At 33.4% G+C, this 25671-nt stretch carries 15 protein-coding genes and 6 pseudogenes; 6 read left to right on the top strand and 15 right to left on the bottom strand.

What is annotated here, in order from left to right; all coding sequences use genetic code 11:
• Positions 1–300 precede the first annotated feature (300 nt).
• From uvrA to fakB1, 11 genes and pseudogenes are all read right to left on the bottom strand, one after another.
• Positions 301–3136: pseudogene (uvrA, locus tag ABLV90_RS07390) on the bottom strand (excinuclease ABC subunit UvrA).
• 5 nt (positions 3137–3141) lie between these two features.
• Positions 3142–5125 (bottom strand): annotated as a pseudogene (gene uvrB / locus ABLV90_RS07385) (excinuclease ABC subunit UvrB).
• Positions 5126–5451: 326 nt separating this feature from the next.
• The gene (locus tag ABLV90_RS07380) at positions 5452–5682 is read right to left on the bottom strand and encodes a CsbA family protein (protein WP_460872420.1); all 231 of its coding nucleotides are present in this window, start codon (positions 5680–5682) and stop codon (positions 5452–5454) included.
• 5 nt (positions 5683–5687) lie between these two features.
• Positions 5688–6329 carry a YfbR-like 5'-deoxynucleotidase gene (locus ABLV90_RS07375; protein WP_069817903.1) on the bottom strand — a complete coding sequence of 214 codons (642 nt, stop codon included), beginning with the start codon at positions 6327–6329 and terminating at the stop codon, positions 5688–5690.
• Positions 6330–6726: 397 nt separating this feature from the next.
• Complete coding sequence (locus tag ABLV90_RS07370) at positions 6727–7626, bottom strand: CHAP domain-containing protein (protein ID WP_460872419.1); 900 nt, start codon at positions 7624–7626, stop codon at positions 6727–6729.
• A gap of 313 nt (positions 7627–7939) precedes the next feature.
• A protein-coding gene (gene prfB / locus ABLV90_RS07365) for a peptide chain release factor 2 (RefSeq protein WP_460872418.1) occupies positions 7940–9056 on the bottom strand; the annotation gives its coding sequence in 2 pieces (ribosomal slippage) (positions 7940–8983 and positions 8985–9056; 1116 coding nt in all).
• 218 nt (positions 9057–9274) lie between these two features.
• Positions 9275–11807 (bottom strand): annotated as a pseudogene (gene secA / locus ABLV90_RS07360) (preprotein translocase subunit SecA).
• 297 nt (positions 11808–12104) lie between these two features.
• Positions 12105–12671, bottom strand: a complete 567-nt coding sequence (gene hpf / locus ABLV90_RS07355) for a ribosome hibernation-promoting factor, HPF/YfiA family (RefSeq protein ID WP_069817900.1) — start codon at positions 12669–12671, stop codon at positions 12105–12107.
• A gap of 66 nt (positions 12672–12737) precedes the next feature.
• Complete coding sequence (locus ABLV90_RS07350; protein ID WP_427707580.1) at positions 12738–13409, bottom strand: ComF family protein; 672 nt, start codon at positions 13407–13409, stop codon at positions 12738–12740.
• Entirely contained in the window at positions 13402–14724 is a 1323-nt protein-coding gene (locus ABLV90_RS07345; protein WP_460872866.1) for a DEAD/DEAH box helicase family protein, read from the bottom strand. Before ABLV90_RS07345 ends, ABLV90_RS07350 begins: the two co-directional genes overlap by 8 nt.
• Before the next feature lie 41 nt (positions 14725–14765).
• Positions 14766–15629, bottom strand: coding sequence for a fatty acid kinase binding subunit FakB1 (gene fakB1, locus ABLV90_RS07340; protein WP_427705252.1), 864 nt, complete (start codon positions 15627–15629; stop codon positions 14766–14768).
• Positions 15630–15800: 171 nt separating this feature from the next.
• Here fakB1 and ABLV90_RS07335 point away from each other — a divergent pair, with 171 nt between their 5' ends.
• Positions 15801–16442: a YigZ family protein gene (locus ABLV90_RS07335; RefSeq protein WP_460872417.1), complete on the top strand. Its 642-nt coding sequence runs from the start codon at positions 15801–15803 to the stop codon at positions 16440–16442.
• Positions 16443–16509: 67 nt separating this feature from the next.
• Here the strand turns inward: ABLV90_RS07335 and ABLV90_RS07330 are convergent, their stop codons facing one another.
• Positions 16510–17574 carry a glycosyltransferase family 4 protein gene (locus ABLV90_RS07330; RefSeq protein WP_460872416.1) on the bottom strand — a complete coding sequence of 355 codons (1065 nt, stop codon included), beginning with the start codon at positions 17572–17574 and terminating at the stop codon, positions 16510–16512.
• 409 nt (positions 17575–17983) lie between these two features.
• Here ABLV90_RS07330 and gdpS point away from each other — a divergent pair.
• The 4 genes and pseudogenes from gdpS to pepT all read left to right on the top strand — a co-directional run bounded on the left by gdpS (position 17984) and on the right by pepT (position 21977).
• Positions 17984–19055, top strand: a pseudogene (gdpS, locus tag ABLV90_RS07325) (GGDEF domain-containing protein GdpS).
• A 399-nt stretch (positions 19056–19454) separates the two neighbouring features.
• A pseudogene (locus ABLV90_RS07320) lies at positions 19455–20217 on the top strand (threonine/serine exporter family protein).
• A gap of 15 nt (positions 20218–20232) precedes the next feature.
• Positions 20233–20733 (top strand): threonine/serine exporter family protein, encoded by a 501-nt coding sequence (locus tag ABLV90_RS07315; protein WP_002508286.1) that lies wholly within the window; start codon positions 20233–20235, stop codon positions 20731–20733.
• Between the two features lie 11 nt (positions 20734–20744).
• Positions 20745–21977, top strand: a complete 1233-nt coding sequence (gene pepT, locus ABLV90_RS07310; RefSeq protein WP_427707577.1) for a peptidase T — start codon at positions 20745–20747, stop codon at positions 21975–21977.
• Positions 21978–22142: 165 nt separating this feature from the next.
• On the opposite strand, the pseudogene ABLV90_RS07305 reads toward pepT, so the two are convergent.
• From ABLV90_RS07305 to ABLV90_RS07295, 3 genes and pseudogenes are all read right to left on the bottom strand, one after another.
• Positions 22143–23263, bottom strand: a pseudogene (locus ABLV90_RS07305) (glycerate kinase).
• A gap of 362 nt (positions 23264–23625) precedes the next feature.
• The gene (gene ytxJ / locus ABLV90_RS07300; protein ID WP_069817890.1) at positions 23626–23946 is read right to left on the bottom strand and encodes a bacillithiol system redox-active protein YtxJ; all 321 of its coding nucleotides are present in this window, start codon (positions 23944–23946) and stop codon (positions 23626–23628) included.
• A gap of 152 nt (positions 23947–24098) precedes the next feature.
• A complete protein-coding gene (locus ABLV90_RS07295) occupies positions 24099–24992 on the bottom strand; it encodes an EMYY motif lipoprotein (protein ID WP_460872415.1) in 894 nt (297 codons plus the stop codon).
• Between the two features lie 127 nt (positions 24993–25119).
• Between ABLV90_RS07295 and ABLV90_RS07290 the strand changes: the two genes are divergently transcribed.
• The gene (locus ABLV90_RS07290; RefSeq protein WP_427707573.1) at positions 25120–25656 is read left to right on the top strand and encodes a GrpB family protein; all 537 of its coding nucleotides are present in this window, start codon (positions 25120–25122) and stop codon (positions 25654–25656) included.
• The last annotated feature ends 15 nt before the right edge of the window (positions 25657–25671 follow it).

Genomic DNA, 25671 nt, shown 5'->3' with positions numbered 1-25671 from the left:
TCATATCAAAAAGAAATGATAATCCATATCAAAAAGTGTAGAAGATCGATAATTCAATACATATCTATAATATCTATCATTATATCAATTATAAACGATATCAGACACTAGTGACTGATTATATTTTCAATTTATTCATTTAATTTACTATAAACCATTTTTTGTATAGTTGTTGCTTTTAAATACAAAAATACCCCCTTCAAAGTTTGCACATTAAAGTACTTACTTTAAAGAGAGGCATTCATACTTTATGTAACCCACCTTTTTGGATAGCGTTACATTAGTAATTTTCATATATTTTTATTTTACTGTATCTCTTTCTAGCACAGGTTTTAAGTATTGTCCTGTGTAACTTTCTTTTACTTCTGCAATTTGTTCTGGCGTGCCGGTAGCTACAAGCATACCGCCTCCGTCGCCACCTTCTGGACCTAAGTCAATAATATAATCTGCCATTTTAATAACATCTAAGTTATGCTCAATAATAACTACAGTATCACCATTTTCTACTAGTTTATTGAGTACTTTTAATAATCGCCCAATATCATCAACATGCAAACCAGTAGTAGGTTCATCTAGTATATAGATGGATCGACCCGTAGAACGTTTATGCAATTCAGAAGCCAGTTTAACACGTTGTGCTTCACCACCAGAAAGTGTCGTCGCTTGTTGACCCAATGTAACGTATCCTAGTCCAACATCAACTAATGTTTTCAATTTGCGATGAATTTTAGGTACTTTTTCAAAGAAATTAGTCGCTTCTTCAGCTGTCATTGCTAAAATATCTGCAATGTTTTTACCTTTATACGTGACCTCTAGCGTTTCTCTATTGTATCTAGAACCACCACAAATTTCACACGGCACATACACATCTGGTAAGAAATGCATTTCAATTTTTATAATACCGTCACCTCTACAAGCTTCACAACGACCACCTTTTACATTAAAGCTAAAGCGGCCTTTCGTATAACCTCTTACTTTAGATTCATTTGTTTGAGCGAAGATATCCCTAATATTATCGAATACGCCTGTATAAGTTGCTGGATTTGATCTCGGTGTTCTTCCAATAGGTGATTGATCAATATCGATTATACGTTCAAGTTGATCTATTCCTTGAATTTCGTCACAATCACCTGGTTTTACTTTTGATTTATTAATGTGTTTTGCTAATGATTTATACAGCACTTCATTAACTAACGTACTCTTACCTGAACCTGAGACACCTGTAACTACTGTCATTGTTGATAATGGAAAATCTACGTCAATATCTTTTAGGTTATTACTTCTTGCGCCTTTAACGCTTACTTTTCGGTCAGTTATTTCACGGCGTTCTTCAGGTACTTCTATCAGCTTTTTCCCACTTAAATATTGACCAGTGAGTGATTTTTTCTGATTCATTACTTGTTTAGGTGTTCCACTCGCGACAATTTCGCCACCATGTTCACCTGCACCTGGGCCTACATCAACCAAATAATCAGCCGCACGCATTGTATCTTCATCGTGTTCTACGACTATCAAAGTATTACCTAAGTCACGCATTTCTTTTAATGTGCTTATGAGTCGATCATTATCTCGTTGGTGAAGACCGATAGAAGGCTCATCTAACACGTAAAGTACACCTGACAGTCTAGAACCAATTTGTGTAGCAAGACGAATTCGTTGCGCTTCACCACACTGATAGCGATCCTGATGCACGATTAAGTGTTAAATATTCTAAACCGACGTTATATAAAAATTCTAAACGCGAGTTAATTTCTTTTAATATTTGATCTGCAATTTTTCTATCTTGTTCTGACAATTCGATATGTTCGTACATATGCAATGCATCTTTAATTGAATGTTCAACAACTTCTCCAATATTCTGACCAGAAACATATACAGATAGTGCTTCACGACTTAAACGTTTACCATTACAAGTTTCACAAGGTAGCTCTGTCATATATTTACTCATCATCTCTCTAACAAGTTCGGATGGTGAATCATGATAACGACGATTAATATTATTAAGCACACCTTCAAATTCCATTGTTCGTTTACGTGTTTGACCATTACGTTGCTTGAATGTGAACTCAATTTCTTTACCTTTAGAACCGTTTAAAATGATATCTTGTTGTCTATATGTCAATTTTTTAAATGGTTTATCCATATTAATTTTATATACTTCACAAACACGATTTAATAATGTTGGATAAAAATCTGAACTTGAAGATTCCCAAGCTATGATCGCACCTTCATTTAAAGTTTTGTTAGTATCAGGAACCACTAAGTCTACATCTACCTTTAATTTTAATCCTAAACCATCACATGTTGGACATGCACCAAATGGGCTGTTAAAACTGAACATACGTGGCTCTAACTCACCAATTGAAAAACCACATATCGGACAAGCATGGTTTTCTGAGAATTTTAATTCTTCTCCATCAATGATATCAACGATTAACGTACCTTCAGCAAGTCTAATCGCAGTTTCTATAGAATCAGCAAGACGTCCTTCAATACCTGCTTTAACTACCAAGCGATCTATTACCACTTCGATGGTATGGTTTTTATTTTTATCTAAATTTGGCACTTCGTTTACATCCATAATTTCGCCATCAACACGAACACGTACATAACCTTTTTTACTAATGTCGTCTATGAGTTTTTCTTGTGCACCTTTTCTGTGAGAAACCACAGGAGCCAATAATTGGATTTTAGAACGCTCTTCAAGTTGCATCACTTGGTCTACCATTTGTTGTACAGTTTGCGATTCTATTTCAATACCGTGATTAGGACAGAATGGTTTACCTATACGTGCGTAGAGTAACCGTATATAGTCGTATATTTCAGTTACCGTCGCTACAGTTGATCTTGGGTTCTTACTTGTCGTCTTTTGGTCAATTGATATCGCAGGTGATAAACCTTCAATTGTATCAACATCCGGTTTGTCCATTTGACCTAAAAATTGTCTTGCATAAGCACTTAATGACTCAACATATCTACGCTGTCCCTCAGCGTAAATTGTATCGAAGGCAAGTGAAGATTTTCCAGATCCAGAAAGTCCCGTCATTACGATGAGTTTATCTTTCGGTATTTCAATATCTACATCTTTTAAATTATGGGCGCGAGCCCCTTTTACTACAATGGATGGTTGTTTCATATTTGTCACCCTTCTGCTTTTAATTCAAACAACATGTCTCTAAGCTCTGTTGCTTTTTCGAAATCTAAATCTTTGGTTGCTTGTTTCATTTCTTTTTCTATATTTGCGATTGTTTTTTCGCGTTCTTTTTTCGTCATTTTCTTAGGTACTTCAGTTTGTTGTTGTTCATTCGTTTCATCATTCTCGACTGTGGCACTAATAACATCATGAATTTTCTTATTAATCGTCGTAGGCGTAATATTATGTTTTTCATTATACGCTTTTTGAATTGTACGACGTCGTTCTGTCTCATCAATGGCATAACGCATGGAATCGGTAATCTTGTCACCATACATAATAACTTCACCACGACTATTACGTGTCGCACGTCCACTTGTTTGAACAAGTGATCTATGAGAACGTAAGAAACCTTCTTTATCCGCATCAAGAATAACAACAAGAGACACTTCTGGTATATCGATACCCTCTCTTAATAAGTTAATTCCAACAATGACATCATAAGTTCCCATACGTAAATCACGAATAATTTCTATACGCTCCAACGTTTTAATTTCTGAATGTAGGTAATTGACCTTAATGCCGAGCTTCTTTCAAATAAGTCGTTAAATCTTCACTCATTTTTTTAGTTAATGTCGTAACTAGCACACGTTCATTACGTTCAATGCGCTCATGAATTTCACTTATTAAATCGTCAATTTGATTTTCCGTTGGTCGCACTTCAATCTCAGGATCTAAAAGACCTGTCGGACGAATGATTTGTTGTACCATTTCATCTGTATGTTCTAACTCGAATGGACCAGGTGTAGCAGATACATAAACGAGTTGATTGGTTTTTTCTTCGAATTCTTCAAATTTTAAAGGTCTATTATCCAAAGCACTAGGCAAACGGAAACCATGATCTACAAGTACTTGTTTACGTGCACGGTCTCCATTATACATACCCCTAATCTGAGGTAATGTCACATGTGATTCATCAACCATCACAAGCCAATCATCGCCAAAATAGTCTAATAACGTATACGGCGTTGATCCCATTGGTCTTAACGTTAAATGAACAGAATAGTTCTCAATACCAGAACAGAAGCCCATTTCACGCATCATTTCTAAATCATAATTCGTACGTTGTTCTAGTCGTTGTGCCTCTAATAATTTATTTTCTGAGCGTAATTCTGTTAAACGTTCTTCTAATTCATTTTCAATTCTTTGTATCGCAGATTTCATTTTCTCTTCACGTGTTACGAAGTGGGAAGCTGGGAAAATCACAAAGTGATCACGCTCTCTTAAAACTTCACCCGTTAAATAATTCACTTCACGGATACGATCAATTTCATCACCGAAAAATTCTACACGAATACACATTTCTTCTCTCGAAGCCGGAAAAATTTCAACAACATCTCCTCTTACACGAAATGTACCGCGTCTAAAATCAATATCATTTCTCGAATATTGCACGTCTACTAATTTTTTTAAAAGTTCACTTCTATCCATTTCCATACCGGCTCGAACACTGACTACTAAATCTCGATATTCTTCTGGGTTACCTAAACCATATATACAACTGACACTCGCAATAATAATGACATCGTCTCTTTCAAAAAGTGAACTTGTCGCTGAATGTCGTAATTGGTCAATTTCATCATTTATTGAAGCATCTTTTTCAATAAATGTATCAGTTGATGGTACATAAGCCTCTGGTTGATAGTAATCATAATAACTGACAAAGTATTCTACTCTATTTTCTGGAAAGAATTCTTTAAACTCACTATATAATTGCCCTGCTAATGTTTTATTATGCGCGATAATGAGTGTCGGTTTCCCTACTTGTTTAATAACATTACTCATCGTAAAGGTCTTACCTGTACCTGTCGCACCGAGTAAAGTTTGATGACGTTTGCCCTCATTAACGCCTTTAACGATTTTCTTTATCGCCTCTGGTTGATCACCTTGAGGTGTAAAATCAGATTGTAATTTAAATTGATGGTGTTCCATAGTGACACATGCCTCCTATATAATTTCTAACGATACGAACATACCTGATGTGTCTATGTTTAAAATGTATATACCACTGTTGCTGTGTGTCTGCATCAAGTTTGCAGATTCATATTCTCGTTACATATTTTAACAGATTTATAAATGAAAAAGCAAACATTTGTTCGCTTTTTATCTTCTTATATATAAAGAAAAACAAACATAGTTCTATCACCATGTTTGCCTAAGTTGTCTTTGTTTATCCTAAAATAAACTATATTGTTGAATTTATACAATTATAAAACGCTTATTTAACTATAGCAATTAAGTTGCTTAATACTCATTACTCAGTCATCTTCTTTTTTATGAAATTCTAATTGATCGATAATAAGGTAACCGACTAGCAACGAGGCGACATCTATAAAAATGATCCATTCATTATGAAAAAAGCCTTTTTGAACGGATGCACCAATTATAATTAATGTTAAAATCGTTCCTACCCATTTACTTCGTGTTAGTACGCTGAAAAACACCACGAAAATACATGGAAAGAAGGATGCGAGCACATACCAAATCATTCACTTCACCCATTCCTATTATTTAAAATAGCCATTGTTGTTTCACGTAATTCTGATCTTGGAATGAATTTCTCCGTTAACATTTCAGGAATAATATTATCTATAAAATCTTGTACCGAACTTAGATGATCAAATTGCATAATTGTTTCTAAGGACATCTCATATATTTCAAAAAATAGTTGTTCAGGGTTACGCTTTTGTATTTCACCAAATGTTTCATATAATAAATCTATCTTGTCGGCTACAGAAAGTATCTGACCTTCTAATGAGTCATCTTTACCTTCTTGAAGTCTTTCTCGATATATATCTTGGTAAGCTTCTGGAATTTCTTCATTTATAAAATGGTCTACCATTTCTTCCTCGACTTGTGAGAAGAGTTTTTTTAATTCACCACTTGCATATTTAACTGGTGTTTTGATATCACCCGTGAAAATTTCAGCAAAATCGTGATTTAACGACTTTTCATATAAACTCTTCCAATCTACTTCATTACCATGGTATTCCTCTACTGTAGCCAAATATTGTGCAATTTTTGTCACCTTAAATGAATGCGCAGCGACATTATGCTCAAAGTATTTAAATTTTCCCGGCAATCTAATTAATTTTTCTAAATCAGACAAGCGTTTAAAATATTGATGTACTCCCATGACATCGCCTCCTAGTTTGTTTAATGAATGATTATACTTAATTTTATAATATCATTCAACAATCAAAATGTCTTATCAATGTAATTGAATTTAACTAATTCAATTTATGAGGCGCCAAGGACATAAATTCATATCTCAGTCCCGTTATTATTTTGGCAGTAGTTGGCTAGGCATATACTACAAAATCTTATTAGAAAAATTATATTTTTGTCGCATTATTTTATTCATGACATTATTTAACCACAATGAACTATAAACATAGAACCACTTCAAAACATGATGGAGTGGTTCTATGATGTACCATTTATTATATTAAGCAAAGCTCACCTCTAATATAAGCTCACTACCAAGCATCTTTTCTTTATGTATTCAGATGATATTGAAGTTATATGATTTGCTAATGAATATAATTATATTGATCAGTGTTGTGAATTGTTCTATAAGATTTTTGTCCTACACCTTGCCAATTCATTTCTGATACTACAATTGATCCATCTGGATTTTTACGTTCTACAACACCTACATGGCCATAGTTACCGGCATTACTTTGGAAAATCGCACCCACTTCAGGTGTACGGTTAACTTTGTAGCCACTATTACTCGTCGCCGAAGCCCAATTATTTGCGTTACCCCAAAGGTTACCTACTGATTTCCCTAATTGTTGACGACGATCAAATGCATAGTATGTACATTGTCCCCAATCATAATAATTACTATCATTTGAAGCTACCTGTGTTGGTTTATATTGATTAGAATACATTTGTGTACTTTCATTTTGATTATTTGCTGCTTCTTTTCCTACGTAATCCCAAGTATGCTGTGTTGTCGGTGCAAAGTTGTTTGATGTTACTGGAACATCATTATCTTCCCTTGTTTCATTCTGTACTTGCTGTTCGTTAAAAATACTTTGAAGTTGGTTGTTTAAATGTGCTGAACCCTTTTCAGATACTGCCACTAATTGTCCAGGATAAATAACTTCTCCTAGATTTGGGTTTAACTGATAAAGTTGTTCTAAATTAAGCTGATATTTAGCGACAATATTTAAAACCGTATCTCCTTGCTTTATTTCTACTATATCTTTGTCCGGAAGAACTAATTGCTCTCCTGCTTGTACAGTTACTTTGTCATTCAATTGATTTAATGACTGAATTTCATTTGTTGTTGTGGCAAATGCTTGCGCTATATCAGATAATTTAGCATCTTCTTTTACTGTGTGAATTTGGTCTGCTGATGCAATACCATTAAAACCAAAAAACAATGTTGCCGATGTTACAGAAAATGTTAATCCTTTCTTCATTACATGTTCAACCCTTTACTGTCTTGAATTTTAATCAATCATAATATAGCATAAAATTTCCCCTCTTTTGTGATTGTTATTATACTGTAATGCAATAGACAATTGAGACTAAATATGGGTCACTGCTATTAACTTAAAGCGCGTTCAAAACCTTGATATTACAACCTTTTAAAGCATATCTACATACATCAGCTCAATCTAACATGTAATATTTTAAATTGCATTTTACATATTTTTTTATTCTTTCTTTAAATTTAAAAAGATCTCGTCACTAGTTTAAATACTAATGACGAGATCTCTTATTATCATTTGCTTAACTTTCTGAATGATCCATTTGACTACGTAAGTATGCTTCTATAAATGGACTTATATCGCCGTCCATAACTGCATCTACTTTACCTGATTCTTCATTTGTTCTATGATCTTTAACCATTGCATAAGGATGGAAAACATAAGATCTTATTTGACTTCCCCAGCCAATTTCTTTTTGCTCACCACGAATTTCTGCCATTTCTTGCTCTTGTTCTTCAATTTTCAATTGATATAACTTGGCTTTCAATGTCTTCATTGCGGCTTCTCTGTTTTTAATTTGAGAACGCTCATTTTGGTTGTTTACTACAATGCCTGTAGGATGATGGGTTATTCTAATTGCTGATTCTGTTTTATTAATATGTTGACCACCTGCGCGAGATGCTCTAAATGTATCAACATTAATATCATCTGGATTTATATCGATTTCAATTTCTGTATTATTGAATTGTGGTATAACATCACAAGAAGCGAATGAAGTATGTCTACGTCCAGACGAATCAAACGGTGAAATACGGACAAGTCGATGCACGCCTTTTTCAGCTTTCAAATAACCATAGGCATTATGACCTTTAACGATTAATGTAACGCTTTTAACGCCCGCTTCATCACCAGGTAGATAGTCTGCAATTTCAACTTTAAACCCTTTGTGTTCACAATAACGTTGATACATTCTTAAAAGCATATTTGTCCAATCTTGCGATTCCGTACCACCTGCGCCAGGATGTAGTTCCATAATGGCATCGTTCGCATCGTATGGACCATCAAGTAATAATTGTAGTTCAAAATTATCTAAGTTTTCTTTAAAATCTAATACGTTCTGTTCTAAATCTGACTTCATATCTTCATCATCATCGTCTAATAATAGTTCTCTTGTTGTTTCCATCTCTTCTATTTCAGATTCTAATCCTCGATATGCATTTACGATCGTTTTTAAAGCATTATTCTTATCGATAATTTCCTGTGCTTTATCTTGATCATCCCAAAAAGTAGGATCAGTCATCATTTCTTCGTATTCCTGAATATTTGTCTCTTTTTCTTCTAAGTCAAAGAGACCCCCTAAGCTGCTCTAATTTTTCATTATAATAATCTATATTACGTTTAATTTCTGATAGTTCCATCAATGCATCTCTCCTGTTATCGTACGATTGAAATACTACTATTAAATTATGTTATTTTATTCAATATATCTATTCTACAAAAGTTTGAGGCTTAATTACAACTCTGCCACTGTTTTTTATTTATTAAAACACGCTAACTTTAATTTTTGATAAATAAAAACCGGAAGTTGATATATGCTTTATCAAGACTTCCGGTTTTATTTAAAATCACTTTCAAATTACGCACCGTGGCAGTTTTTATATTTTTTTCCACTACCGCAAGGGCAAGGATCGTTTCTACCGATATGATCATCTTTAACATAAGGTGATGCTTTAGCTTTTTCTTTACCATCTTCTGCAGATACGTGTTCAGCTTTACCGAAATCTGTTGCTTTATCACGTTCTAAGTCATCTTCAACCGTTACTACAGATTTCAAGATATATTTGCTGACATCTTCTTCGATGTTTTGCATCATTGTATCGAAAAGTTGGTGACCTTCGTTTTGATAATCACGTAATGGATTTTGTTGGCCATAAGAACGCAAATGGATACCTTGACGTAATTGATCCATTGTATCTATATGATCTGTCCAATGTAAATCGATTGAACGAAGTAAAATCATACGTTCGAATTCATCAAATTGTGTACCAATTTTCTCTTTTTGATCTTTTAACGCGACTTCAACTTTTGACCAAACAATATCAATGATATCCTCTTGGTCCTTACCTTTGATATCTTCTAGTTTTAAGTCACCTTCATTTAAGAATACATCATCAATATAGTTGATGAATGGCTCATAATCTAAATCTTCTTCATCTTCATTTATATAATAATGAACGCTTCTATCTATTGTAGAATGGAGCATTTCATTTACTAAATCTCCACTTTCATCATTATCAATAATACGGTTACGTTCACCATATATAATCTCACGTTGTTTACGTAATACATCGTCATATTCAAGTACACGTTTACGTGCATCAAAGTTATTACCTTCTACACGTTTTTGAGCAGATTCAACGGCACGGGACACCATTTTAGATTCTATTGGTGTAGAATCATCCATACCTAAACGATTCATCATACTTTGTAAACGTTCTGAACCAAAACGTACCATTAAATCATCCTGTAGGGATAAATAGAAGCGACTGTCCCCTTTATCACCTTGTCGTCCGAGCACGACCACGTAATTGATCATCAATACGACGGGATTCATGTCGCTCTGTACCAATTACTGCAAGGCCGCCGATTTCTTCAACACCTGCGCCAAGTTTAATATCTGTACCTCTACCTGCCATGTTAGTAGCGATAGTAACCGCTCCACGTTGACCCGCATTAGCAACTATATCTGCTTCACGTTCGTGATTTTTAGCATTTAAAATGTCATGACGTACGCCATGTTTCTTCAATAAATTAGAAATATATTCACTGGTTTCAACTGCAACTGTACCCAATAGTACAGGTTGTCCAAGTTTATGTTTTTCAATAACATCATCAACAACTGCATCAAATTTACCTTTTTGACTAATGTATATTAAGTCTGGTTTATCCACACGTTGTATCGGTTTGTTAGTAGGTATTTGAGTTACAGTCATATTATAAATGTTTCTGAACTCTTCTTCTTCAGTTTTAGCTGTACCTGTCATACCAGAAAGTTTGTTGTACATTCTGAAATAGTTTTGGAATGTAATAGAAGCCATTGTTTTAGATTCGTTTTGAATCTTCACGCCTTCTTTTGCTTCTATGGCTTGGTGTAAGCCTTCTGAAAAGCGACGTCCTGGCATTGTACGACCAGTAAATTGATCAACAATTAAGACTTCACCATTATTCACCATGTAATCCACATCTCGTTGCAATGTCACATGTGCACGTAACGCAGTATTAATATGGCTAATAATATCCACATTATTCACATCATATAGATTATCAATCTTAAACATGCGTTCTGCTTTATCAATACCTTGTTCTGTTAATTGAACAGCTTTTGTTTTTTCATCGTAGTTATAGTCGTCTTCATTTTTCAACATTTTAGCAAAGACATTTGCTTGTGTATAAAGCGAAGTCGATTTCTCAGCTTCACCTGAAATGATTAGTGGCGTACGCGCTTCATCGATTAAAATTGAGTCAACTTCATCAATAATAGCAAAGTTCAATGGTCTCATAACACGTTCTTCTGCATAGTTCACCATATTATCACGTAAATAATCGAAGCCTAACTCATTGTTCGTACTATACGTAATATCACTTGCGTATGCTTCTCTCTTCTCATTTGTTGTCATACTGTTGACGTTTAATCCTACTGATAACCCTAGGAATTCATATAGTTCTGCCATTTCTTCGCTTTGTGTACTAGATAAATATTCGTTTACTGTAATAACATGCACACCGCGACCTAACAATGCGTTTAAATAAACTGGCATTGTTGCAGTTAACGTTTTACCTTCACCCGTTCTCATTTCAGAAATGTCGCCACCATGAATTGCAATACCACCCATGACCTGAACTTTATATGGAATCATATTGAACACACGTTTTGAACCTTCTCTTACGAGCGCAAAGGCTTCCGGTAAAATATCATCGAGCATTTTATATTGTTTTTTAATATCTTCTTCTGCTTGTAATTGTTTTTGAAATGCTTTTGTTTTCTCTATAATTTCTTCATCAGTTAATATCGACGTATCCTCTTCTAACGCAAGGACTTTGTCGGCTAATTTACCAAGGCGTTTTATTTCTTTTTTATTGCCATCTGCAATCTTTGATAAAAAACCCATTTTGTTCGCTCCTTTAGCTTTTTAACTCTTCGCTTACAACAATTTATGATATCATTTATAAGCTTAAATTTACACTTATTAACTTTCCATTTAAACAGTTTTTTCGCTTGTTAATGCTATTTTTTATTTATTAGTAGTTTTCATTTTTTATTTTATTTCTTATTCACTTAAAATATACACAAGATCTTACCTAACTTTCAAATTATTTCATAGTAACACAACAAAAAATGAGCGTCCATGATTTAACTCAATCATGAACGCTACGGTTAGTTTAATATTGGACTTAATTAAAACAAATTATTCAGTTGTTTCAATCAAACCATATTTTCCATCTCTTCTTTTATAAACAATACTCGTACCATCAGTTTCACGATCTGTGAAAATAAAGAAATCATGTCCTAATAAATCCATTTGCAATACTGCTTCTTCTGAATCCATAGGTTTCAAACTGAAATTTTTTGAACGAATAATTTCGATATCACTTTCATTGTCATCATTTTGAATCTCTTCTGCTTCACTTTCTTGTGGCAATGATGCAAATGCTTCTTGTTCTCCACGACTTCTATTTTTACGATTTACACGCGTTTTGTATTTTCTAACTTGTCTTTCAAGTTTACCGTTAATCAAATCAATACCTGCGTATAAATCATCGTGGCGTTCTTCAGCTCTTAAAGTAACGTTTTTCAATGGAATAGTTACTTCGATTTTTGCTGCTGAATTTTGATACGTTTTTACTTTAACATGTGCGATTGCATTTGGCACATCATTAAAATATCTTTCTAATTTACCAATTTTCTCCTCAATATAGTTGCGAATCGCATCAGTAATAGTGAGGTTCTCCCCGTGAATTTCAAATCTGATCATAATAATCGACTCCTTTAAAACCTCTATATTGGTAATATTGCTTACTCTTATAATACCACGTTTCTCCTACCGTGCAAACGTAAACACATCGAATTTTCTGATTTTTCTAACAAAAAGTAATTCTGCAGCATTATGAACTGTTAAGCCTGTAGTATAAATGTCATCTACAAGTAAAATGTTTTTATTTTCTAAATCTACATTTTTTGCAATTTCAAATGGATTTTTTGATTGTGCCCGTAATTGTTTTCCTAAAAGTGATTGCTTTGGACGTATGCGCGTACGTAGTATTGGCTCATAATTCACACCCATTTTATCTAACACGGTCGCCACAGGATTAAATGTTCGCTCTTTATCTCTAACTAAAGGAGATGGTATGGGCACAATATAATCATATGACATTTTAGGAAAATGAAGCTGTGTTGCTAATATTTCACAGATTGCGACATCTTTCTTAAATTTATATTGATGAATCAGGGTCTTCAACATACCTTTATATTGGTATTGGCAATATAACTGATTCATTAAATTATATTTTGTAGCTAAAAATAGACAATCTAAGCAATCCGCTTCATTTTCTTCTAAGTTCTTTAAACATCTGACACACCGATTGAGGGGTTTAATATTGAGCTCATTCCAATGTTCTTTGCATGATTCACATAATTTAGATGCTTTTTTATAAAATGTGAAGGCGTTAAACGCTTCAGAAAACGTGTGATGACATTGAATACATCTAGCCATCTAACCATCCCCTGCTGTGCGCTAATGCGTTCATTTTTTTAATGTCCTTGCGTGCTTTAAGCATGTCCATGGTAATCCCCTCGTGTAAATATAATACTAATCCTGCCGGAGCTTCTAATTTACGTCCCACTCTTCCGGCAATTTGCACAAGTGCACTGCTTTCAAACATATGACTATTAAGCACAATAACGTCTAAGTTCGCCATAGTAAAGCCTCTTTCTAAAATTGTAGTGGTAAACATCACTTTATATTTACCTTTTCTTAAATCGCTCACTTTTTCAAAACGAAGTACATCCTCGCTATGTACATAGGCCAATGAAGTTATTTCTGTTTTATAACAATGGTACATTTGTTTCATAAGATGTATGTGATTAAAAAACACGAGCGTATACCGTCCTGTTTCAATTTGTTGTTTCAATCGATTCATAAGAAATCGTTGTATTTTGTGAAATTTTATTTTGTAATATTTAAACTGAGGAATTGGCAAAGGTTGCCTATGAAAACGGGCAGGCAATGTTACTATACCACCATCTTTCATTTTGCTAAGTAATGCAGTTGGTGGCGTCGCAGTCATATAAATGTGGCAATGATGTTCTTTTGATGCATGTGCGATGACATCAAAGAGTATTGGATCCATTGATAGCGGAAATGCATCCACTTCATCTACAATAATCAAGTCAAAATGATGCTTAAAGCGATATAATTGATGCACTGTAGCAATCACAAAGTGGCCATTATGACATTGTCTCTGACCTTGATAAAGTACATCTATTGCCTCATCTCGAAAAGCTGCTTTAATACGTAAACTCACTTCTATAACAACATCTACTCTTGGCGATACAACGGCAACATTATAGCCTGCGCTTCTCGCAAAGCTAATACCTTCAAAAATCATTTCTGTCTTACCAGCGCCTGTCACAGCATATAATAAAATAGATGTTAAATTTTTAACCGCTTCTAAAATTTGAATTGAAGCAAAGCGTTGTTGTTCTGATAATTCAAATGGTAAGTGATATACCCCTTGGGAAATCGCCGTATTTGTTTCAGTAATATAAACTTCATTAATATTATCCATTCTGCTCAAATTGATACAATTTCTGCAATACACAACTTCTTTATCTAATAATGTTGAAAAGTATTTGTAAAAATGACGTTTTTCTTGTGTATGACATTGTATACAATACCAACGCCCTTGTTTGTTTATCACACCAGTGGAAATGTGTCTGATTTTCTCATCAGTTAACATATCTTTTTCGGTAATTAGTTTTCCATAATGTTTTATCTTAGATGACCTCCAATAAAAAAAGACATGTATACCATTTTCTTGGCATGACATGTCTTTAAACAAGTTAATATTTATGATATACGTATGTTTCTCCCTGTAAATCCTAGTCCCATACCACCAGAACCTAAGTGCGCCGCAATAACAGGTCCTAACTTAGAGCGGTGAAGGTGATATTGCGGATATTTTTCTTGTAATTCTTTTTCCATCCATGCGGCATCTTCTGATTTATCACCCTCAATAATATATAAAGTTACTTCTTCATAATCTTTCACTTGAGCAGTAACTTTATTAATAATTTCATTGAGTGCTCGTTTTTTCGTGCGGACTTTTGCTTCTGGTACAATTTTGCCATCATCAAATGTTAACACAGGTTTCATTTTCAACATTGTACCTACCCATGCTTGAGCTCCAGTGATACGACCACTTTTCTGTAGATTTTTCAAATCATCTACCATTAAGATTGCACCCGTTACTTCTCGCATAGTTTCAAGCTCTTTAATAATATCTTGAGGTTCATATTCTTGTTCTATCATTTCAACTGCACGTAAGACGTAACCACCTTCTACCATTGCGGCTAATTTCGAATCAAATGTATGTACATTGATACCTTCTACCATTTTCCCTGCTTGCGTAGCTGTTTGATAACTGCCACTAATACCAGATGAAATAAAAACAGATATGACATCAGTATAGCCTTCTTCTTGAAGTTCTTTAAAATGTTTTATAAACTCTCCAATGGCAGGTTGACTCGTCGTGGGAATTGTATTTGAAGTTTCCATTCTTTTATAAAATGCATCCGTTGATATTGTTGCGTTTTCTACAAAATTTTCACCATTATCGAAAGTTACGCTTAGCGGCGCAATTCTTATATTATATTTTTCTATTAGCGTTTGAGATAGATAGCTCGTTGAATCCGTCAAGACAGCAATCTTCATCTTAATCCTCCTCAATTATACTCACAACTATGATACCCTATTTTAAGTAAAAAGAAAATTTATTTTTGTATTTAATCTATAATACAATACAGTGTATAATATGTGTAATTAATGAATTTTAAAAACATACATAAATGATTGTCTGACTATACAAAGATGAGGTGACGATAAATGGATGATGCAATAATCACAATTAAAAAAGAACATATAATTGAAAATATAATCAGTAAATCACGTTTTATAGCGCATATTAAACCTGTGGAATCTGAAGATGCCGCTAAAGCTTTTATCGAGGCAGTGAAATCTGAACACCGAGAAGCAACACATAATTGTTCAGCATATACAGTTGGAGACCAAATGAATATCCAAAAAGCAAATGATGACGGTGAGCCAAGTGGTACAGCGGGAGTTCCTATGCTCGATATTTTAAAAAAATTAGAGATACATGATCTTGCCGTAGTGGTCACACGCTACTTTGGTGGCATTAAATTAGGCGGTGGCGGATTAATCCGTGCATATAGTGGTGCAGTACGAGATGTAATTTATGATATTGGTAGAGTTGCTTTGCGTCCTGCTATACCTACAACGGTTACCATTGCTTATGATTTAACAGGTAAGTTTGAATATGAACTTGCGAGCACACCTTACTTATTACGTGAAACAAATTATACTGATAAAGTAAGTTATCACATTGATGTTGTTAAAACAGATTACACTCAATTTATAGATTTTTTAAATCGTAACACTTCAGGAAATTATGATTTAATAGAAAATGAAGTTGTACGCTTACCTTTCGATATTTCTACTTCTTAATTTTGAAATCCAAATTATACGTATCAGAGTATAAAATAAAGAGACTTCCATCATGGAAGCCTCTTTATTATTGATGTTCGTCGTCTTTGTTTCGTTGTTTGTTTTCAATTAATTTCATTAAAGGTCTGTAATCATCATCAATGAGACCAGTAAATTCTACAATAAGCTCAATCGTAACTAAAATAAGAATGAGCATCATGAGTACACCCCATGGTTGAGATAAATATAATATAATACTAGCAAGACTAAATAGTAATGCTATAGAATATATAAGTATTACGGTCTGGCGATGTGAATAACCTAATTCTAATAATTTATGATGTAAATGCGATTTATCTGCCCGCATAATATGCTGACCTTTCTTCACACGACGTATCATCGCAAACAACGTATCGATAAACGGCACTGCTAAGATAACAATTGGGAAGAATAGTGAAATAAAAGTTATATTCTTAAATCCTAGTAATGATAGGAATCCTACAATAAATCCTACAAGTAATGCACCACTATCACCTAAAAAGATTTTAGCTGGATGGAAATTGAAGAATAAGAATCCTAAAAGCGCACCTATTAAGACACTGCAAATCATCATAATAAAAATATTTGCTTGTAATATTGCTATAAAGCCGATTGTCATTAAGGCAATCATTGATACACCAGATGCTAATCCATCTAATCCATCGATTAAGTTAATTGCATTAGTGATGGCTACAATCCAAATCACAGTGATAGGAATCCCAAATACACCAAAATGTATCGTAGGCCCAATTGGTAAGGAGATAAAATCAATCGTCACTCCGTAGTATACAACGACGAGTGCTGCAATTACTTGGCCAATTAATTTTATAACTGGTTTCAAATCATAGATATCATCTACAAGTCCCACCAAATAGATTAATACTGATCCAATAACAAGCGGTTTAACTTCAGTTTCTATCGGATGTCCTAGCCATATTCCTAATAGAAACGCAAAAAGTATTACAGTTCCGCCTAATACAGAAACGGGTTTTGTATGTACTTTTCTAAAATTCGGCTTATCTACAATGCCTAGTTTATGAGAAACCTTTATAATTATTGGTGTTAGTATTAAACTGACAATCATTGAAAAAATGATTAATAATAATGTATACATCAGTTCACCTTCATTAATATAATTCTTGATTATTTCGAATTTCAAAGTCGTTACATTGAAAATAATTTTAACTTTAAACTGCAAATTTATATTATCTATAAAATGGTCTGTGATGTTGATGCAACTCTAACAAATTGCACATCGGCCATATCTAAATATTTATGCACTTAATACCATAATACCTCATACGCTTTTACTTATACAAATAGTAATGAGATAATTAACATCCTATAAACGAATTTGTTTTGATTTTTAATTATAAACTAAGTGATTTATATATAATCACTCAGACAAATATTTTAACATGAATATTAAGTGAATGTTATAAATTTCTATTTATATAGTGATGACAAAATGTAAGTTTTCACTTACAATAACTAAGTGTTTATTCAAAGGAGTGTAACGTTAAATGTTTGAAGCTATTATCTACAATATCTCTGTTATTGTGGCGGGAATTTACTTATTCCATCGCCTACAGTATTCAGAAAATAAAAACATGGTGTTTTCAAAAGAATACGTCACTATTTTAATGACGATAGTAGCACTTTTACTATCCGCCTATCCAGTGCCCCTATTCAATGAATACGCACTCTATTTATCATTCGTGCCTATTTTATTCTTAGGTAGATATACAAATATGGTATATACCGTTCTAGCCGCGATTATAGTATCTGTAGTCAATGTACTAATTGGTGACTTCACAATTATTATTGCTACGATTCTCATTGTTATAGCCATCGTGGTCGGCGCAGTTGGACCATTTTTAAAACAAAGCGACATTGTTTCATTACAAATCCTTAATGCAATTACATTAGTTATTTTGCTTATCTTATCACTTATCAGCCCTTATTATGAATTAACAGAGGTGTTGTTCTTAATACCACTATCCTTTATTTTAACGATTACTTCTTCTATCACATTTGTTGATATTTGGCATTTTTTCTCATTAGTTAATCGTTATGAAAATGAAGATAAACTGGACTATTTAACTGGCTTGGGTAATGTTAAAGAATTTGATAGACATTTAAATGAAACGACGCGTATCGCTGAAGAAAACAATGAAAGCTTAGGGTTATTACTCATTGATATAGATGGTTTCAAAGATGTAAATGATAAATTTTCACATAAATCTGGCGATGCCGTACTTAGACAAGTCGCACAACTATTAAAAAATTATGTGCCTCAACAATTTAGTATTTATCGGAATGGAGGCGAAGAATTTTCAATTGTCTTATACGATTATACTTTAGATCAATGTGTAAAACTCAGTGAAAATATTCGTGCGGGCGTAGAACAATCTACTTTCCATTTACCGAATAAAGAAGTTATCAAGTTATCTGTATCTATTGGTGTAGGTTACTTAACTCAAGAAGATTACAAATCTCAACGTAAAGTATTCAAAATTGCGGATGACATGCTCGCACATGGCAAAAAATGAAGGCCGTAATCAAGTCATGTTTAATCCAATTGTTAAATTATAAAAAGCACTTCAAATTTAAAACTGCTTAAACAGGGAGTGGGAAGTATAAAAGCAAAGTTCTAACTTTGTTTTCATATTCCCGCTCTCTTCTTTTTATGCTCATTTTCTGTAGTCACGTTTCAAATTGTGCAACTCCCCTCTCCATTTCAAAAAATAACTACGTCTAAAACCAGACACAGTCAACACTCAAAGAATCTATATGTTAAAATTGAAATCTAGATTGAAGCGCATGTTTCAATTTTATTTTTTAACTTAAAAACAACAATTACAAAATTATGTTTGTTACAATATATAATGGGAGTTTAAAAATTAATAACAGAGTATGAATTGTTATTGAAAGTTACTGTTGTACGCTGTAAACTTTCAATTGTTCTAATATTATTCTAGGAGGTGACCAACTATGTCAGATACAATCACTATCATTGATGAAGACAAAGTGATTGATGTCGTACTTATCGCGGGAAGAATTTTGCTAGAAAGTGGTGCTGAAACCTATCGTGTGGAAGATACAATGACACGAATCGCTGCCAACTATGGCTTAGATGATACATATAGCTTTGTAACTTCTACAGCAATTATTTTCTCCCTTAATGATCGTACGAACACGCGACTTGTACGCATTCGTGAGAGAACTACTGATTTAGAAAAAATCGCCTTAACCAATAGTTTATCGCGTAAAATTTCAAACAATCAATTAGATATAGATGAGGCAAAGTCAGAACTCATACATTTACATCATGCATCCTTACAATTTTCATCTATTACTAAATTCTTCGCAGCGGCAATCGCATGTGGATTCTTCCTCATCATGTTTGGCGGCGGAATAAACGACTTCTTTTTCGCTATTATTGCTCGGAGCTGGTGCGTTTTTAACTTTTGATTTTGTACAACGCTATATTCAAATTAAATTCTTTTCAGAATTTCTTAGTGCTGTAGTTGTTATAACGGTCGCCGCCACATTCACCAAATTAGGTATGACAGAAAACCAAGACTTTATAACCATAGCTGGCGTCATGCCTCTTGTACCAGGAATATTAATTACGAATGCTATTCGTGATCTAATGGCCGGAGAATTGATCGCCGGTATGTCTCGTGGCGTTGAAGCGGCTCTCACAGCATTTGCAATTGGTGCCGGCGTTGCCATCGTTTTATTAATATTTTAAAAAAGGAGTGCTTATATGCTCATCGGATATTATGTTTTACAATTTATTGTCAGCTTTTTAGCTACAATGCTTTTTTCGATTATCTTTAATGCACCACGTCGCCTCCTTTTAGCTTGTGGTTTCGTTGGCGCAATGGGCTGGATCATCTTCAAACTTACTGTGGACTTAGATTTCGGTAAAGTAATGGCTTCATTTTTAGGAAGCTTTATTTTAGCAATTATGAGTCACGTAATGAGTAGACGTTACAAACGACCTGTTATTATCTTTATTGTTCCAGGGATTATCCCATTAGTACCAGGTGGTTTAGCATATGAAGCGACACGTTATTTAGTTAGTAATCAATATACACTCGCTACAAATACATTTCTTGAAGTCACTTTGATTTCAGGCGCGATTGCTTTTGGTATTCTATGTGCAGAAATCATCTATCATCTCAATACACGGATTAAACAACATTATGGTAGAATGAATGGTAAAACATATAAAAAATCTTACAATATGAACAATAGAGCTTAAGGGGTGTTTTTTTGAAAACTGATATAATTGATAGATTAACAAGATATGTAACAATAGATACACAATCTGATCCAGAGTCTAATACCACGCCTTCCACTGAGAAGCAATGGGATTTACTAAATTTGTTAAATGACGAGTTAACGGATTTAGGTTTAGAAACTGACATTGATGAACAAGGTTATTTATTCGCAACATTAGAAAGTAATGTTGACGAAGCTTTACCTACTGTTGGCTTTTTGGCACATGTTGATACTTCGCCTGATTTCAATGCATCAAATGTAAATCCACAAATCATAGAAAATTATGATGGCCAACCAATCAAATTAGGTGAAACAAGTCGTATATTGAGCCAAGATGTATTTCCTGCTATGAAATACGTAGAAGGTCATACGTTAATGGTCACAGATGGCACGTCACTATTAGGTGCTGATGACAAAGCTGGTGTCGTTGAAATCATGGAAGCAATTAAATATTTAACGGAACATCCAGAAGTCAAACATGGACCTATTCGTATTGCTTTTACGCCAGATGAAGAAATTGGTAAAGGCCCTCATGCCTTTGATGTTGAGCGTTTTAATGCTGATTTTGCCTACACTATGGATGGCAGTGAATTTGGCGAATTACAATATGAAAGCTTCAATGCTGCAGAAGCAATCGTTACGTGTCACGGTGTCAATGTACATCCTGGTTCTGCTAAAAATGCAATGATTAACGCTATTCTCTTGGGGCAACAATTCAACTCATTATTACCACAAAATGAAGTGCCTGAAAGAACAGAAGATTACGAAGGTTTCTATCATTTAATGAAAATGAACGGTGATGTTGAAAAAACGACATTACACTATATTATTCGTGATCATGATAGAAATCATTTTGAATTACGCAAGAAACGTCTTGTTGAGATTAAAAATGACATTAATACGCATTATACTGATGCACCAATAGAAATAGAAATCAATGATCAATACTACAATATGGGGGAAAAAATCGAACCAAACCCACATGTAATTGATATACCAAAACGTGTATTTGAAAAGTTAGAAATCCCTGCTAATACAGCACCTATACGTGGTGGAACGGACGGGTCTCAACTTTCATATATGGGCCTACCAACCCCTAATATCTTTACAGGTTGTGCTAATTTTCATGGACCTTTTGAATATGCATCCATTGATGTTATGGAAAAAGCTGTAGATGTCATTGTCGGCATCGCACAAGAAGTCGTAAACACTTATAAAAAGTAAATTAAGTTTGTAAATTGGATTTATAAATCCAAACTCAATAAAAAAGCGTAGACCCTCACTTTGAGGAATCTACGCTTTTTCTATTTCTCATATATTTATAATCATTAAGTGTGAACTTGCGGTCATTTATTTACCTTACGTTCAAAATTTTCACGACCTATCTACTTACACTTCAAATTGTGTTTTCAATAATTTAATTGCTTGTACGGTATAGTGTCTAATTTGAATACCCATCTTGAAATCTGTAAAACTTTCCGGCATTTCTATAAACGTATTAAATGTAGCAGTGACACCCATTGATTCAAACAAATCAAATTTGTCATCTGTCGCACATATGGCAATAGATGGTTTATTATGCTTCGTTGCTAACTCTGCAAGACGCACTGTTGTTGTTTCTAAAATTTGGTCTGCTTCATTTACACCTTCACCGAATATAATTAAATCCGCTTGTTGTATCAAATTATCTAAATGTGTAATTTGATCCACAAGTTCATGGCTTGTCATAATTTCGGCATCATAAAGTACATTTAAGGCTGCGGCAATACCACCGCCTGCGCCACCTCTTTGAACAGGACCCATTGTCAGTTTTAACTCACTTTTGAAAATTTCACTTAAATACCACAGTAAATTGTCTATTTCAGCAAGCATCTTGACGTGTCATTCCATAGAGTTCATATGTTTGCATAATTTCACTATTTTTCCCATATAGTTTACTATCAAAATCAGACATTAATTGAAAACGTACATTTTTCAATTGTGGATGAATGTCAGAAATATCAATTTTACGTATATATTTCAACATCTTACTACCTTGACGTAAATCCACTTCTTGTGCTTCATCATCATAAAACTTAGCCCCAAGTGCTTGTAACATGCCCGCACCACCGTCAAAGCTACCTATACCACCTAAAGACATAATAATATGTTCTGCATCATTATCTAATGCATCTAACATAATTTCACCTAAACCATAACTTGTGCGCTCAATGATTGGCTTGTCCCCTTTTAAAAACAAGTTGCCTTCAATAATCGTCATATGGTTATCAGTAATGCCATAAACCGCTTCTACCTCATTCATATCTGCATCATGTGCTCGGCACTTTATATTTCGTACCTGACTGCCATAAAAAGACAGAATCCATAAGTTCATGACGCCCATTAAATAATGGCACTTGAACAATATCTGCTTTTTCTATTTGGCTCGCTACCGCTTCTTCTACATAACGATTGGCCTGATAGCTAGATATAATACCATTAAATTCATCCATCGCTACTAAAACTTTCATATTTGTCACCTCAAATTTTTTTGTTAATAATTGTTATTGTATGATGATTATACACAACTCAAAGAAAATCATCTTCCCTCTGTAGACTTATTTATTATAGTATACACGTAGACTTATATCCCTATGTGAGCATTTAAAACACGCTTACTTTGAAATTCAGCGTTCTAACTCATAATTAACGCTATAAACTATAAAGTTTAGCTCTATAAATTCGCTCACTATCAAATCGTAATCTATATTTCTCATTCAATTATTTATTATACATGCCATTAGGAATTTTTTCACATTAAAAGAAACGCTTGCTAATCTCTTGGTGTTGATAAAAGATTAACAAGCGTTTCTAAATGTAATTAAATTTGTTTTTATTCTTCAGCGTTTGCTAAAGAAGCGACATTAATTTTATCATGACTTGCATTCCAAATTGCTTGTCCCTCAACAAAATAAAATGCTTGTGGCGATTCGTGTTTCACTTCTGTTTGTTCTTCTATATAATTAGATAAATCTCTCTCTTGTTGTACGATTAAGTAGTAACCATCCATATCTCTTTCATATAAAAATTTGTTGAATTGGTCCATTGCATTTGCTGAAATCGGACATGTTTCACTATGTTTCAATACAAATGCATATTTGTTTTCTTTAATAATTTGCTTAAACTGGTCAATCGAACTCAGCTTTATAGCCATTCTATTCACCTCTAAAAATATTTAACACACCCTAAGTCTCACCAAGTGTGAAAGTTCCACGATATTCTCATATCATTGTTTCCAATTATACACAATTCTCTTTTTATTGTTAACAGTTTATTCAAATTCTTATAACTTAACTTATAAATTTATTAATTATAGTTATCATTCGCTTGTTGATATTGCTTATTAAAAGTAGCTTCGTACTGTTCTAGTTCTTCACCTTTTTGAGGTAAATTATTGTGATCTATTTTCGCTAATTGATCACTAATTTCAATAGTTTCTTCTCTTGTTTCATAATAATTTTGCAAGCTATAATACATCTCAATAGCATTTTTTCGAGCGTCATTCACATAGCCATCTGTTATTTCAGCTTTATTCAAGTCTCTAATTTGCTTAGTAATTAATGGCATAATTTGTTCTTTAATAGATTTTTTTATTTCATTTGAATCTGTAGAATCAGCCTCTGCTTCTGCAGTGTTTTTTAAGTCTTTATTGTTTTGTTCTAACTTATTTTTAAAATTAGTAACATCTGTACTATTACCAACAGTACTAGCTTTTTGTATATTGTCTTCAACTTGTGATCTATTTTTCTCAAATAGTTTTGTGTATTCTAAGATATCTTCATTTGCTTTAATCGATTGATTACACAAATCAACAAATGTTTTCAACTCATTGATTGCTGATTTTTTCTTTTTTACTGAATCTAAATAAGTAGATTTAAGTTCTTTTGTTTCATTTGAATCCGTTGGTAAATTTTTTGTTGCTGTTTCGTATTCTTCTAGTTTAGGAATCAATTTGCTGTTTAATTCATTTTGCAAATCATTAAATGCTTTCTTATTTTTATCTGTCATATCTGTCTTACTCAAATTATCTAGACTTTTTAATTGCATGTCATCCATAACATCTCTTAGTTCGGTTTCTTTATTTTTCACGTCATTTAACGAACTGTCAAAATCTTTAAATTCATTTTCTCCTTCATTGTTACAGGCAGAAAGTGAAATAGAAAAACAAACTACTAAAACAATGTATTGTATTTTTTTCATTTCTGAACTCCTTATCATTCCATATTATACAGAAACTTATTTAACTTGAAAATGATATATGATATATTGTTTCAGAATTTACAGTTTAACAGTTATATAATAACATTTAAAGGAGTGGTCAACCTATATGTATTCAAGCATACAATTATTTATAACTGAAGATAATAACGGGCATTTCACACAGCGATATAATCATCTCAGAAATGTTTTATTCAATTTATTGGATACACCTGTTAAATCAACGCATCACATCGGAGGTACAAGACATTTCATGTACCCTACTGAACCTATATTAGATATTTTAGTGGGGGTAAATAATTTACATGACGTGACTTCTTTAGACGAAAAACGTTTGAATTATGAAGGCTTTTATCGATTACACCATCCATATAAGAAAAAAGTAGTCATGGCTCAATTTAATAATCTTATTGAGTTAAAACAAACGACACGACTACATATTATTCAAAAAGACACACCACTCTATACTGATTATTTAGAAATGGATGAGATTCTAGCTTCAAACAGCGTGATTGCTAAGCATTTTAGTAATAAAAAACAGTGCTTAGCAAGTCATAACGTGACAATTCGTGATTACGAAAATCACAAACAAATGTTATTTCAACAATTAACAAAACAAAAAGACCATAAGTCATTATTAAAATGATCTATGATGACTTAT

This window comes from Staphylococcus sp. 2S1 (assembly GCF_046721335.1).
In the GTDB taxonomy this organism is placed as follows: Bacteria; Bacillota; Bacilli; order Staphylococcales; family Staphylococcaceae; genus Staphylococcus; species Staphylococcus equorum_A.
This window is presented reverse-complemented; position numbering and strand designations above follow the sequence as displayed.